Annotated in this window: 11 protein-coding genes and 1 pseudogene; 10 read left to right on the top strand and 2 right to left on the bottom strand. The window is 62.3% G+C overall.

What is annotated here, in order from left to right:
• The first annotated feature begins 90 nt into the window (after positions 1–90).
• The 8 genes and pseudogenes from EV139_RS15205 to EV139_RS16315 all read left to right on the top strand — a co-directional run bounded on the left by EV139_RS15205 (position 91) and on the right by EV139_RS16315 (position 6042).
• The gene (locus EV139_RS15205; protein WP_157993057.1) at positions 91–867 is read left to right on the top strand and encodes a tyrosine-protein phosphatase; all 777 of its coding nucleotides are present in this window, start codon (positions 91–93) and stop codon (positions 865–867) included.
• Positions 864–2378, top strand: coding sequence for an ABC transporter substrate-binding protein (locus tag EV139_RS15200; RefSeq protein WP_119076931.1), 1515 nt, complete (start codon positions 864–866; stop codon positions 2376–2378). Before EV139_RS15205 ends, EV139_RS15200 begins: the two co-directional genes overlap by 4 nt.
• Positions 2363–3334 carry an ABC transporter permease gene (locus tag EV139_RS15195; protein ID WP_119076929.1) on the top strand — a complete coding sequence of 324 codons (972 nt, stop codon included), beginning with the start codon at positions 2363–2365 and terminating at the stop codon, positions 3332–3334. The genes EV139_RS15200 and EV139_RS15195 overlap by 16 nt, the downstream gene beginning before the upstream one ends.
• Complete coding sequence (locus EV139_RS15190; RefSeq protein ID WP_130455626.1) at positions 3315–4184, top strand: ABC transporter permease; 870 nt, start codon at positions 3315–3317, stop codon at positions 4182–4184. The genes EV139_RS15195 and EV139_RS15190 overlap by 20 nt, the downstream gene beginning before the upstream one ends.
• A pseudogene (locus EV139_RS16330) lies at positions 4094–4756 on the top strand (ATP-binding cassette domain-containing protein); the annotation flags it as partial. The gene EV139_RS15190 and the pseudogene EV139_RS16330, both read left to right, overlap by 91 nt.
• 6 nt (positions 4757–4762) lie before the next feature.
• Positions 4763–5233: an oligopeptide/dipeptide ABC transporter ATP-binding protein gene (locus tag EV139_RS16325; protein ID WP_474197880.1), complete on the top strand. Its 471-nt coding sequence runs from the start codon at positions 4763–4765 to the stop codon at positions 5231–5233.
• Positions 5230–5670 carry an ATP-binding cassette domain-containing protein gene (locus EV139_RS16320; RefSeq protein WP_130455622.1) on the top strand — a complete coding sequence of 147 codons (441 nt, stop codon included), beginning with the start codon at positions 5230–5232 and terminating at the stop codon, positions 5668–5670. Before EV139_RS16325 ends, EV139_RS16320 begins: the two co-directional genes overlap by 4 nt.
• 147 nt (positions 5671–5817) lie before the next feature.
• Positions 5818–6042 carry an ABC transporter ATP-binding protein gene (locus tag EV139_RS16315; RefSeq protein ID WP_076623888.1) on the top strand — a complete coding sequence of 75 codons (225 nt, stop codon included), beginning with the start codon at positions 5818–5820 and terminating at the stop codon, positions 6040–6042.
• Here the strand turns inward: EV139_RS16315 and EV139_RS15170 are convergent.
• A complete protein-coding gene (locus EV139_RS15170) occupies positions 5991–7187 on the bottom strand; it encodes a DNA cytosine methyltransferase (RefSeq protein ID WP_198677601.1) in 1197 nt (398 codons plus the stop codon). The genes EV139_RS16315 and EV139_RS15170 overlap by 52 nt on opposite strands.
• Before the next feature lie 291 nt (positions 7188–7478).
• Here EV139_RS15170 and mobF point away from each other — a divergent pair, with 291 nt between their 5' ends.
• Both mobF and EV139_RS15160 read left to right on the top strand, forming a co-directional pair.
• Positions 7479–11012, top strand: a complete 3534-nt coding sequence (gene mobF, locus EV139_RS15165; RefSeq protein WP_130455698.1) for a MobF family relaxase — start codon at positions 7479–7481, stop codon at positions 11010–11012.
• A gap of 153 nt (positions 11013–11165) precedes the next feature.
• Positions 11166–11579 (top strand): sulfate permease, encoded by a 414-nt coding sequence (locus EV139_RS15160; RefSeq protein WP_237465461.1) that lies wholly within the window; start codon positions 11166–11168, stop codon positions 11577–11579.
• Here the strand turns inward: EV139_RS15160 and EV139_RS15155 are convergent.
• Positions 11576–13543 (bottom strand): AAA family ATPase, encoded by a 1968-nt coding sequence (locus EV139_RS15155; protein WP_130455617.1) that lies wholly within the window; start codon positions 13541–13543, stop codon positions 11576–11578. The two genes, EV139_RS15160 and EV139_RS15155, sit on opposite strands and share 4 nt — an antisense overlap.
• Positions 13544–13564 lie beyond the last annotated feature (21 nt).

Genomic DNA, 13564 nt, shown 5'->3' with positions numbered 1-13564 from the left:
CGCCTCCATTATGGCCGCCATGGGGCATGTTCATCCCTTGTTCACCCTCACGCAAACTGGCATATGTGCCACTTATGCATGATGGATCACATGACCGCTCTTGCCCCGCCGAACTGGCGACCACTTCCTCTTCTCGGCCCGCATGTCTCTCCCAACAACGGGTTGTATCGCGCTGCGGCGCTCAGCCATGCCACCCGCGCTGAACTCGCACAGTGTCCAGATGAGCTGACATGGCTCGATCTGCGCACCCGCGGCGAGCTTGAGCAGGAAAGTCGGGAACACTTGCCAACGACGTGGCAGCATGTGCATGCCCCCTTCATGGAACTGGATGTTCAGGCCGGCCAAGAAGCCCAAGCTCTCGACGGCTTGATTGACGGGAGTGCCACCTTCGGCGATCACTACTGTCGCATGCTGGACGTTGCCGTTGCGAACATCGCCCAGGTACTGCGGACGATCGGGGAAACTTCGGGGCCGATCGTGATCGGCTGCCAAGGGGGACGGGACCGCACTGGGCTCATCTCAGCGATCCTCCTACTAGCAGCGGGGGCAGACCCCCACATTGCAGTTGGCGACTACATCCGCACCAATGACGATCTGCACGAGAATCTTCAACGTCAGCCCGGAGGTGAGCAAACGCAGGAGTTGTTCGCCGCACTCGATCTCGTCTGTCGCAGGGAAGACATCGCCCAAGCGATCGATTACCTCGCTTCTCTCGGCGGTGTTCGGGAGTACCTGAGCAGCCACCTCCCCGATGAGGACTATGACCGGCTGGTCGCGAGCATCCGCATCCGCCTGGGCGTGGACCCCGATCCTTCAGACTCTTCGCTTCCGCTCACCACCCCCTCACAGAAGGAAGTAACAGCATGAAACGCAAGACCCTTGGCACGGTAGTTCTCGCCGTGACAATGGCCACAGCACTCGTGGCATGTTCCGCGGACCCCGGCACCTCGCAGGGTGATGAGTCTGCCGTTTCCGGCGGTACTATCCGTGTCGGACTTGACATTGAGGTCTCTTCGGTCGACCCGATCGGCAACGACATCGGCCAGCAGTCAAGCCTGGTGCTGGCGAATGCAATCTATGAGCCGCTGCTCATGGATGGCCCGCGCGGCGAGTTGGTTCCGGTGCTGGCCGAGTCGCTCGAAAGCGACGACCTGATTGATTGGACGCTGATTCTTCGCCCAGATCTGACGTTCTCTGACGGCACGGCATTAGATGCTGCCGCGGTGATCGCTCATATCGAGCGGGCACAGAACTCCGAGTCCGCGGTAGCGCAAGGTGCGCAGGAGATCATTGAAATAGCCGAGGTCGACGAAACAACGGTCGAGATGACGCTAGCCGAAGCGAACGCGACCTTCCCGCGGTACTTCGCACGCAACCTCGGCATGATTGGCAGCACCACAGCGACCGACCCCGAGGGCAGCCCCTTGGGCGCTGGACCTTACCGACTGGTTTCGCTGTCGGCAGGATCCTCGTTGACCGTCGAGCGCAATCCGGAATATGCCGGGAACACACCCGCCTACGCCGATGAGATCGTCTTCCAGTTCCTGCCCGATACCGACTCCCGTTACCAGACCCTCGCAGCGGGGACCGTCGATGTCGTATGGATCGAGACGCCAAGTTTGATGACTCAGGCTGAGACAGACGGTTTGCAGCTGGCCTTGGCGAATGCAACAACGGCCACGGCAATTTTCAATACCGAGCAGGCACCCTTCAATGATCCCCTCGCGCGACGAGCCGTTCAGACAGCTATCGACCGGGACGCATTGCTACAGGTGACCAACCAAGGACAGGGCGCGCTCTCTCACGGACCAATCTCGTCGCAAAGCGAATATCAGACTGGTTCCACCTATCCAGAGTTCGACCCGGATGCCGCGCGCGCACTGCTGGAGCAGTACGGGCAGCCGCTCGCCTTCGCATACACCACAGACGCGCAGCCCGAGGCGATGGCGCGAGCGACCGCGATCCAGCAGATGCTCGGTGACGTGGGTATCGAGATGGAGATCGATGTGGCGGATGCCGCGACCTGGGCGAGCAAGCTCTTTGCGAAAGATTTCCACGTGATCGAGTTCGTAACCAGCGGCTACGGCGATACGGGTTCCGCAATGACGATGTTCGAAGCCGACTCCTTCTCCAACTTCGGCGGATACGCCAATGCCGAAGTCAGCGCTCTGATCGATCAGGCCCGTTCCGCGACCACACCCCAGGAACGTAGCGACTTGTACAACGCGGCCAGCGAGCTGATCGTAGCTGAGGCAGCAGTGCTCTTCTTCACTGAGAGCCCCAGCGGCTTCATCGCAAGCCCGAAGATCGGCGGACTCCCCGATGTCAGCGACCGCAATGTCATCTCTGTCTCACCTGGAGAATGGTGGATCAAATAGAAATCCGTGCGTGGGTGCACCGGGGAGTGCGAGGACTCATCGTCCTCACGCTCCTCGGTCTGCTCACGATGAGTCTGCCCGCATTGATGACGGGAACGCCGGCCCTTGCCGTTCTGGGAGTGAACGCCTCCCCGGATCAGATCGCGGCCTTCATGGCTTCTCTCAACCTCGACCGACCCGCGCCGGAGCGTCTGTGGGAGTGGCTATCAAATGCTGCTGGTGGCGACCTCGGAGCGTCACTAGTAACAGGACGGTCTTTAACCGATGAACTGGCCGCTCGACTGCCGATCACCATCGAACTGCTGCTCCTCGGGCAGGTCGTCGCGCTCGCGCTCACCTTGCCCGTGGCAATGGCCTCAGCCTGGCGGCCCGGTGGACTCTTAGACCGCATCGCGACTGTCACAGCGTTCGTCCTCCTCTCCGTCCCGACATTCGTGTTCGGACTGCTGGGCATCATGTTGTTCTCGGTGATGCTAGGGCTACTGCCTGCAACTGGATGGGTGCCGTTCGGAATCGACCCCATAGGACATCTCCGTCACCTCGTACTCCCGGTGCTCACAATCGGCCTCGCGGAGGCGGCTGTCCTGGTCCGAGTGCTAAGGGCGGATCTCATCACGACCATGCGCGAACCCTATGTGCTCGCATCGCGCTCCCGCGGCATGGGAACCGCGCGATTGATGATCACGCGTGTGCTGCGCCCTTCATCGCTCACCACCATGACGCTGGTCGGTTTGGGGTTCGGGGCACTTTTCGGTGGCTCGGCGCTCATCGAGACAGTCTTCGCTATCCCTGGAATGGGTCGCCTGGCGGTGACAGCGATAGGCGCACGCGATTTCCCAGTGATTGAAATGATCGTCATTTTCTCTGGAATCGCGGTTTTCCTCGCCGCGCTAGCCGTAGACATCTTGTACACCTTCGTCGATCCAAGGACACGCCGTGCTCACGCAAGAAGCTGACACCCGCCCGGCACTCAGCAATAGCCGCTCCCGGGTAAGAACGCCAGGCATGCGTTTGGACTCGCGCGGCTCGATCATCTTCGCTGCCGTAGTTCTCACTATTGTGATCGGTGGCGCAGTCGCGTCGATGCTCATCCCGCAGTTTGATCCACTCCGGGCTGATTTCAGTGCGGCCATGCAGCCACCAAGTCCTGCCCACTGGTTCGGGACGGATGCGACGGGTCGCGATATATTTGCTCGGACAATGGCCGGAGGTTTGTCCTCGCTCGTCGTGGCGGCCCTAACGCTGGCAGTAGGGCTCGTGGTGGGCTCGTTCATCGGCATTGTCGCGGGATTCTTCGGCCGGATTGTCGACGAGATCATTGGAACAGTTATCGATCTGATGCTCGCACTTCCAGGACTGATACTGATCATGGTTGTCGTGTCTCTTGTCGGCTCGGACTACTGGACGATTGGGCTTCTGATTGGGACGCTCACGATTCCGATCTTCGCGCGAATCGCGCGCTCTGCGACATTGAGTGTGCGCGAGCGTGAGTTCGTCCAGGCCGCCCGGCTGCTGGGCGCGAGCCGGGTGCGCCTCATGACCCAGGAAATCGCGCGTACCGTGCTCCCCTCGGTGCTCGCATACTCCTTCACTGCCATCACCGTCGCGATCGTCGCGGAAGGCTCCCTGAGCTTCCTCGGCTACGGGCTACAGCCACCCACCCCGTCATGGGGAAGCCTCATCGCGGAAGGTCGAACACATCTGGCCGGTGCCCCATGGATCATGCTCGCCCCCGCAATCGTGATGTGCCTCACCGTACTCGCCGTCAACATTCTCGGCGAGCGATTCACCAGAAAGGACACATAATGTCCACCCAGAAGGAAGCACTGCTAGAGGTCCGAGACCTCCAGATGAGCCTCACGTCGGCCTCTGGTCACTCCCATGTGCTTGAGGATCTATCGCTGTCGGTCGCGCCAGGCGAGAGCCTCGGCATCATTGGCGAATCTGGATCGGGCAAGTCAGTGCTGGCTCGCGCCATCGTCGGGGTGCAGCCGCAGGGTGTCACAACCCAGTCGAACGGCAGTATCCGTTTTGAAGGCCGCGACATCCTAGGACGCTCCCCCCGAGAGCGGCGCGGAACCACCGCCGCGCAAATGGCGATGATCTTCCAGGACCCCTCGTCCACACTTAATCCGTTAGTACGCGTAGGTAAGCAGGTACTCGAAGGAGCGACACAGCACAGCAGTCGCACCCGAGCCTCTCGCCGCGCCTACCTGCACGAACTGTTGGAAGCTGTAGGACTCAGCGACGCAGCGCGCATCGCTCGTAGTTTTCCTGCTGCCCTTTCCGGGGGGCAGCGTCAGCGCATCGGAATCGCTGCGGCGCTGGCATCCAACCCACGACTTCTGCTGGCGGATGAGCCCACCACGGCATTGGACGTGACGATGCAACGCACCGTCCTTGACCTCATCGACAGACTGCGCACCGAAAGAAGGATGAGCCTCATTCACATCACCCATGATCTTGGCGTACTCACGGACCGCACCGACCGTATCGCTGTTATGTACGCTGGGCGGATCGTTGAATCGGGTCCTTCTGCACGGATGCTCTCTGCGCCGGCACACCCATACGCCCGCGCGCTCTTGGACATCACTCCGAAACTGAGCACGCCGGTGCCTCTACCACTACCCACGATCCCTGGCGTCCTACCGGACATGTCTGTACCCCGCCAAGGCTGCCCGTTCGCGTCGCGCTGCTCACGGGTAAGCGAGGTGTGCCACACAACTCGCCCACCCGTGGCACCCGTCAGCTCCGATCCTGATCACACGGTGGCCTGTTGGCAACCGTTTACCGCTTCCACACCAGATGACCCGACTCGCCGGGACAGTGCGCTTCTCGCGGCGGGTGTCGCATGAATGCCACAGTGCTCGAAGTCGATGACCTCCACGTACGATTCGGCTCGCCACGGGACCCCGTCCATGCAGTACGCGGAGTCACCTTCACGCTGGAGGCCGGCACCACCATTGGCATCGTCGGTGAATCCGGTTCAGGTAAGTCCACGACCGCCAAAGCCATCGCGGGACTCGTACCGATAGCTCAAGGGTCTGTCCGATACCAGGGCGGATCAGTTCACCACCGCCCAGGGCCTGGGGGCGTGCAGATGATCTTCCAGGACCCGATCGCGTCGCTGAACCCGCATCGACTGATGCGGGACATCGTTGCTGAACCTCTAGCAATCACACGAACTTCGCGGCAACATGCCCGAAAACTTGCCGCACAAGCTCTGGCGGATGTGGGTTTAGAACCTGACATCTTCGGTGGGCGGCGCGCACGCCAGCTTAGTGGAGGTTAGGCTCAGCGCGTCGCGATCGCTCGGGCGTTGCTCGCCCGACCTGCGCTACTCATCGCCGACGAACCAGTTTCGGGGCTGGATGTCTCGGTACAGGCTGGGATCATCAACCTGCTGCATCGCAGCACCTTGGAGCACGGAACGGCACTGATGTTCGTCTCGCACGATCTCAGCGTGGTGCGTTCGCTCTGCGAGAGTGTATTGGTGCTGTACCGCGGTGAGGCGTGCGAGCAAGGACCCAGCTCACAAGTCTTGGGAAATCCCCAACACCCGTACACTCGCTCGCTGATTGCGTCGGTCCCAGAACCGGGCCGAACCCTAACTCAACTCCCGGCTACCCCCGTCTCCACCCCGGTTCTATCTACTACAGCTTGATATGGGTTTACCGCTCGATCGGATGACCTCGGTCGATGCTCCTCCAGCCAGGTGTTTAACAAACTGGAGATGGCCGAAACCGCTTGCCTGGGGACGACTCCGTTCCCGAGCGCCGTGATCTGACTATTCGTGGTGAGTTCGTGACGCGCATCAGTCACCCAACCAGACGGTAAACCCATCAACCATTCCACGAATGCCGGTGCGGGCCGCGGGCCAGTCGCGTCGGTCAGGATTGCGGGCGCCGGTGCGGGCCGACCGATGATCTGCGTCCAGTAAGTCACTGGCACGGCGTAACGTCCCCATCGTCGAAGAATTCCTCGATCAACCTCCACAGGCTCTCTGACTCCTCGGAACCTGGGTACCCATTCGGGCCGTGCAAGGCAAGGTCGATGATCTGGTGGCTGAGCGCAATCGTGCCGCGGCGTGCTTTCACCTGTTGCAAGCTCTCGCCCCCGCGAGCTGCGTCGGATGCCAGTGGAGTGCGAAACAGTGCGGTGGGCAAGGATGAAGACCCGGTATCGGGGGTGGGGTGCGCCGACCGCGGAAGCGGGTAGACCGATCCATTGCGCGTCATACCGGAGGTCGGCCAGGTCTCCCAAAACTGCTCCTGCTACTCGAAGAGGTCGAGCTGTGGTTTCTCCCAGATGCCACGGGTCGCGTTCCATATCGCGAGGGGTTGCACCGTCGGGGGCTGCATTTGCGATGTTGCGTTGCTCATCGTGGACTCCTTCGAAGTTTGCGCGTATAGCTGGTGCAGAAAGCAGCCCGCGGACATTCTCGATCACGACCCAGTCGGGTTGCAGCGCGTCGATCGCTGCCGCCATATGTGCCCAGAGGCCGGAACGGGTGCCGGGCTTCAGACCGGCCATCTTCCCGACGGTCGATACGTCCTGGCAGAGAAACCCGCCACAGAGGATGTCCACTGGCGGCACGGTTCTCCAGTCGATGGCGGTGATATCACCAAGGTTCGGGGCCTCGGGCCAGTGGTGGGAGAAGATGCGGGCGACGGGCTCGTTGATCTCGGAGAACCAGATCGTTCTGGCATTGAAGACTTCTTCGACAGCGAGATCGAGTCCGCCGTAGCCGGAGAACAGCGACCCGACACGCAGCAGAGCGACCCGGTCGGTGAGTGTCTGGTCGGCCACGGGTAAACTCTCCTAGAGTGGTGATCCCGGAGCCGTGCTGCTACTCCGAGCTGGTCACCAACCAGGTGCACGAACCGCCCACGCGCCGCCGCTCAGCCGACGCCTCCCACCTCGCTCCAGCACCGTCGGCGCCCAGCGCTGCCGATCCCTCGCGGTTCGCTCGAACGGGTTGTCACGCGTCTTGCAAGCGAGGAGCGCCACCGTCCGAACGTGACCTCAGAAGTCACAGCGACAGCGGTTGGTGTGGCTCACCTTCGGGGTGAGGAGAGGCGGCGGCAGGTGACGGTTTCGATGCGGGTGATGTCCGCCGGCGACGGCTATAAGTACCTCCTGCGCACCGTCGCGTCCGGTGACGGTGACCGTGCTCTCTCGACGCCGCTGACGAGGTACTACACGGATGAAGGTACCCCGCCCGGGCGGTGGATGGGGTCAGCGGTCACCGCGCTCGGCAACGGAACCATCATTGTCGGAGATGAGGTGTCTGAGGAGCAGCTTCAACGTCTGATCGGGCAAGGCCTTGACCCGGTGACCGGTCAGGCGCTTGGCAGGCCGTACCGGAAATACCAGACCGTGACCGAGCGCATCGAGTACCGCACTGCACGTCTCGACGCTGGTCTCCCCGTGACCGCACGCGCGGAGGCCGTTGCCGCGATCGAGGCTGAGGAGAGCGCACGGGGCGCACGGAAGGCGGTTGCGGGGTTCGATTTCACGTTCTCGATTCCGAAGTCGGCATCGGTGCTGTGGGCGGTATCGGATGCGGGCACGCAATCGCTGATTGCGGACGCGCACCATGCGGCGGTTGCGGAGATGGTTGCGTTCATCGAACGCGAACTCGCTGCAACCCGCATCGGCGCAGCAGGACGCAACGGGGCGGTTGCGCAAGCCGATGTGTCTGGGGTGATCGCGACCGCGTTCGATCACTACGACTCCCGTGCTGGTGACCCGCATCTGCATACGCATGTGGTGATCTCGAACAAGGTGCAGACCGTCCACGACGGCAAATGGCGCTCCCTCGACGGCCGCCCCCTTCACGCCGCTACCGTCGCGCTCTCCGAACTCCACGAAGCCGTGTTCGCTGACCACCTCACCCGCACATTCGGCGTCGAGTGGGAATCCCGCGACATGGGGCGCGACCGCAACCCTGCCTGGGCGATCAGCACGGTGCCGGAGAGGTTGGTTGCGGAGTTCTCGTCTAGGTCACGGCAGATTGATCAGGAGAAGAACCGTCTCATCGCCGAGTACGTTGCCCGTCATGGCAGGCAACCGTCGCTTGCGACGGTCATCAAGCTCCGCGCACAAGCGACATTGGCGACCAGACCGGAGAAGCAAGTTCACTCGCTCGCTGACCTCACCGGTGAGTGGCGGGAACGTGCGTCGCACCTCCTCGGTGAAGACGCCACCCGCTGGGCCCGCACCGTCACCGCGAACGATGCACTGCTGCTGCTGCGCGCTGATGATGTGCCGCTGGATGTGATCGCCTCGTTAGGCCGGAGTGTGGTCGAGGCGGTCGGTGAGAAGCGGTCGACCTGGCGCAGGTGGAACCTCACCGCCGAAGCCGCCCGCCAAACGATGCCTTACCGGTTTGCGACCACGAGGGATCGTGAAGCTGTCGTGGGGATGGTCGTCGATGCCGCAGAGCGTGCCTCCCTTCGGCTGACTCCGCCTGAGCTTGCGTCGAGCCCTGCCGTGTATCGCCGCTCTAATGACAGTAGGTTTCGGCCGATCGCGTCGACGGTGTACTCGTCACCGGATATTCTCGCGGCAGAAGATCGGCTTCTCGAGCGCGCCCGCACCATGACCGCACCCAAGGTGCCAGTCGAAGTGATCGAGAAGGTCACCCGCCGCCCAGATCGCGAAGGTAGGCTCCTCGCCGACGATCAAACAGCAGCACTCACTGCCGTCGCTGCCACAGGCCGCGCAGTCGATGTGCTGGTTGGCCCCGCCGGGGCAGGAAAGACGACAGCAATGCGAGCTCTGCGTACTGCGTGGGAGCGGGAGCACGGGCGTGGCAGCGTCGTCGGCCTCGCACCGTCCGCGGTCGCCGCTCAAGTCCTCGCCGATGACCTTGGCATCCGAACGGAGAACACCGCGAAGTGGTGGCAAGACCACCAGAACACGGGTACATCGTTCCGCAAGGGGCAGCTTGTCATCGTGGACGAAGCCTCCCTCGCCGGCACGCTATCCCTGGACCGCATCACCGAGCACGCAGCTGAGGTCAGGGCGAAGGTGCTGCTTGTCGGTGATTGGGCGCAACTGCAATCCGTCACCGCCGGCGGCGCATTCTCCCTCCTCGTTCACGACCGCACCGACGCACCAGAACTGGTCGACGTGCACCGCTTCGTCAACGCATGGGAGAAGACCGCCTCTCTTGATCTCCGCCATGGGCACCCCGAGGTCATCGACACCTACGCCGAACATGACCGCATCACCGGCGGCGACACCGAGACGATGATCGACGCCGCCTACACCGCCTGGCGCAATGATACCCTCAACGGTGTTTCGACGGTGCTGATCACTGACTCGAACGACTCCGTCCACGCGCTGAACCAGCGAGCCCGCGCCAACCTCATCCTCGACGGCACCGTGGATGCCCGCCGAGAAGTCGCCCTCCAAAGCGATGCCCGTGCCGGGGTAGGTGACACGATCATCACCCGCAAGAACGACCGACGCCTCCGCACCCCGCGAGGATGGGTGCGCAACGGCGACCGCTGGAAGGTCACAGACATTCAAGACGATGGATCACTCACCGCACGCCGCGCGAACAGCCGCGGCACCGTGACCCTCCCAGCTGACTACGTCTCCGATCACGTTGACCTGGGTTACGCAGTGACGGCGCATAGGGCGCAGGGCATCACGACCGACACCTCTCATGTGCTTGTCGATCCCTCTACGACCAGGGATAACCTGTATGTCGCGATGACCCGCGGCAGGCACGAGAACCTCGTCTACGTCGCCATCGACCGCCCCGACGACAACCACACCACCCCACACCCCGCCGACGACCCGGATGCCACCGCAAGGAGCGTGCTCTACGGGGTCCTTCAGCACGTCGGCGCTGAGCTCTCCGCTCACGAAACCATCACCGCCGAACAGGAAGCATGGGGGTCTGTCGCGCAACTCGCGGCAGAGTACGAGACGATCGCGCAAGCTGCCCAACATGACCGCTTCGCCATTCTCATTCGCCAATCCGGCCTCACCCCGGACGAAGCGGAAGACACGATCCAGTCCGACACCTTCGGGGCACTCGCTGCCGAGCTGCGACGGGCAGAGGCGAACCACCACAACATCGACGCCCTCATGCCGCGCCTGGTCGCGACCCGCGGCTTCGAGGACGCCGACGACATCGCCTCCGTCCTGCACCACCGCCTCGCCCGAGCAACCACACGCCCCGCCGGTTCCGGCCGCACCCGCAAGACTCCACGTCTGATCGCCGGCCTCGTCCCAGAAGCCACCGGCCCAATCAACACCGAAATGAAGAAAGCGCTCACGGAACGTCGCGAACTGATCCAGCAGCGCGCCGAAGCCGTCCTCGACCAAGCCCTCAGCGAGCGGAAGGAATGGGCGCTAGCACTCGGAGACGCACCCACCGAGGCGAAAACCGCAACAGCGTGGCGGCGGCAAGCACAGACAGTGGCCGCATACCGCGACCGCTACGGCATCACCACCCGCACACCGCTCGGCCCGGCACCCGACAGCGACGTGCAGAAGATCGACGCCGCCCGCGCGAAAGCCGCGCTCACGCGACTCCGCGACCTCGCGAGTACAGAAGGACATGACGATCCATCCCGGACCGTTCGGCGGGAGGGCGCAAGCCGGGGCCTATGACCGGAGTGCCCTTCCGAATCTCACCTGTGCGTCGTATCTTTGTAGGTGAGGCGGATTTCTCCTTGATATGACGCTCCTCGGGGCAGGCCGCAAAGCCACTCACACACGCACCGCCTCCGACGATCCGTCGTGCATGTGAGAGGAAACCCCGTCATGATCCGCCAGCTCTGGACCCTCAGCGTCCACACCCGCGCATTCCTGCGCCGCTACATGCCCACCAACATCCTCCTCGACGCCATCCGCACCCGGCGAGGACTCAAATGGGGCGTCCTCCCGGCGATGCTCCTCGCCGTGCCCTACCTCCTCGCGGCGAGCACCTTCACCACCCTCATCGCAAACGGCGGACCCGGATGGCTCAACCTCCTCGTCCTCCTGTGCCTGTGGAACACGATGAAGTTCGCGCTCATGGGACCGATCAGCCTCGTGCTACTGATCCGCGTCTGCCTGAGAGAAGCCATAGCCCGCCGCTGCCAGCGCCGAGAATCTGGAGTCGTCCACCGTGCTCAAAATAAGCGCGAAGCAGAGCAGAAAGTGCCTGTCCGCCACAGCCTTCGAGAGGTTCGCTAAGCGAGGCCGGTGTTCAATTTCTCGAACAGCTTCTCGAAGTTTGCGACAGATACAGGATCGAGAGTTGCAAAGAACTCGTCCTGGTTGTCCGTCAGCGCGTGGGCTGGGAGCGCATGGTTGAACTTGCCCTCGATAGACTCAATACGACCGAGGATGCGGCCCGTGCTGCCGCTCAGGTCTGCTTCGGTGAGTGCCTTCTTGAACGCCCAGTTGTAGAGCTTGAGGTAGTCGTTGACGGCAAAGAGGTCTTCGATATCACCGTCCCTTGGCAGTGACGGATCGACCTCCCCGACCGAGATGATGCGATTTGCGGGGACGTCGTTCTCCTGCGCCGCACGTCTGGTTCGGTCAAGAACCGAGCTCGACTTCTCACCGTCCACCAGGACGGAGACCTCAAGCCTGCGACCCATCAAAGCGACAAAGGCAGGCATATTGGTAATGCCGCCGACGGGGATCATGGCCAGTTTCGGGCTCAGAATTGGCTTCGTATGCGACTCCATGTAGGCGCTCATGCGCATAAGGTAAATGAAGTCGCTACTGCCTTCGACGAGAAGGTGCTGGCCCGACCCGATGAAGAGATGCTGGCTGATCGAGTACCCAAGCGCCGACTCGACGGGCAATACGGTGTCACGGTCGGCCTTGAGATTGACCTTGCTGACCTCGACGCCGGCTTCTTGGTCCTCACGAGTGGCCTTGTCGTGGACAGTGCGGAGCTTCTCATAAACGGTGGGGTCGACCATGAACTGCGAGTGAGTCGTGTAGAGGGTCTGCTTGGAGGCCCCGAGCTCGTTGAAGATGTAGTTGACGAAGTCCTTTTGAGCCTCTCCGTGCAGGCTCGTCCCGGGTTCGTCCAGCAGGACCACCACCGGCTTGTCCGTGTGTAGATATTCGCTGAAGGCTGCGAAGAAGGAGAAGAACCACTGGAACCCGGTCGAGCGGGTGGCGAAGTTCGTCTCGACGTTCCCGTGCCGTCCATCTCGTAACTCGATTTTCAGGAAGCGGTGGTTCACAGCGGGGGTGTTCGGTGCTTCGATCACGGGGACATTGTCGTCGCCGAATACGACTTCAAGGTCGGTGTTGGCGCGCCAGTATTTGAAGACCTCACGGCTGAGGTCGACGGCGGCGGCCTGGAGCTCGGCCTTGCGGCTGTCGTAGTTCGTGTCGAGGAAATCCGCTGGCTTCACGCCTGCGTGGGCGAGGAGTGAGACTACAGTTTGCTCCTGCTCATCTAGGCCCTCGCCCGCCTCGCTCTTCCGCGCGAGCTCGGTTAGGTCTGTCTCGCCAGGCAGCACACTGTAGTTCGAGAAGTAGAAGAACTGCGGCACTCGCGCGGCGATCGCGTCGCGCTGTTCCGTCTCGATTGGAGCACCAGGACCAAAGTGATACCGGTACTTCTCGGCGGCGCTCGGGAATCCGCCGACCACCTTCGCCCTGGCAGGCTCAGATTCCTTGAGTGTCTTCGCGAGTTCCTTCGCCTTCGCAATAGCAGCGTCGAGGTCCGACTCCTTCGCAAGTTCCGCCGCATCCTCGTCGGCAACCGAAGCGTCCGTAGAAGCAGCGGCGATGACGTCCTTCAAGCCCGTCTCTACCCACACGTCGTACTTGTTTGAGTACGTGCGCGCTGCGACGACCTTGCTAGTAGGAAGCAGCGGCGAAGGAAGAACTCCACTGAGAGCGTCGATGTCGGTCTGCTCAGCGGCGAACTCCGCCGAGACAGGTCGTGTGTCCTCGATACTCGCGTCGTTCCGACGATCGCGCGCCAACCGCCAACGCGGGTACTCCGTGACTAGGTCAAATTTCCGCGCATCGCCATTCGCGGGCTTGAGGCGATGCAGGGCCTTGAGGATGGTCGTCTTACCTGACTCGTTCTTGCCGACCAGTGCAGTCACATCGGGCTCGATCTCGATGCGCTGCGGTTCCACGAAGTTGCGGAACTTCTGAACGGTGATCGCGACAAGCTTCACGTTTCCTCCTCGATTGCCTTA

The organism is Leucobacter luti, assembly GCF_004217175.1.
Taxonomy (GTDB): Bacteria; Actinomycetota; Actinomycetes; order Actinomycetales; family Microbacteriaceae; genus Leucobacter; species Leucobacter luti.
This window is presented reverse-complemented; position numbering and strand designations above follow the sequence as displayed.

What these genes read in the sequence shown, in the direction of transcription:
- EV139_RS15205 (WP_157993057.1), top strand. Translation starts at nt 91, where the DNA reads ATGACCGCTCTTGCCCCGCCGAACTGGCGACCACTTCCTCTTCTCGGC.
- EV139_RS15200 (WP_119076931.1), top strand. Translation starts at nt 864, where the DNA reads ATGAAACGCAAGACCCTTGGCACGGTAGTTCTCGCCGTGACAATGGCC.
- EV139_RS15195 (WP_119076929.1), top strand. Translation starts at nt 2,363, where the DNA reads ATGGTGGATCAAATAGAAATCCGTGCGTGGGTGCACCGGGGAGTGCGA.
- EV139_RS16325 (WP_474197880.1), top strand. Translation starts at nt 4,763, where the DNA reads ATGCAACGCACCGTCCTTGACCTCATCGACAGACTGCGCACCGAAAGA.
- EV139_RS16320 (WP_130455622.1), top strand. Translation starts at nt 5,230, where the DNA reads ATGAATGCCACAGTGCTCGAAGTCGATGACCTCCACGTACGATTCGGC.
- EV139_RS16315 (WP_076623888.1), top strand. Translation starts at nt 5,818, where the DNA reads ATGTTCGTCTCGCACGATCTCAGCGTGGTGCGTTCGCTCTGCGAGAGT.
- mobF (WP_130455698.1), top strand. Translation starts at nt 7,479, where the DNA reads ATGCGGGTGATGTCCGCCGGCGACGGCTATAAGTACCTCCTGCGCACC.
- EV139_RS15160 (WP_237465461.1), top strand. Translation starts at nt 11,166, where the DNA reads ATGATCCGCCAGCTCTGGACCCTCAGCGTCCACACCCGCGCATTCCTG.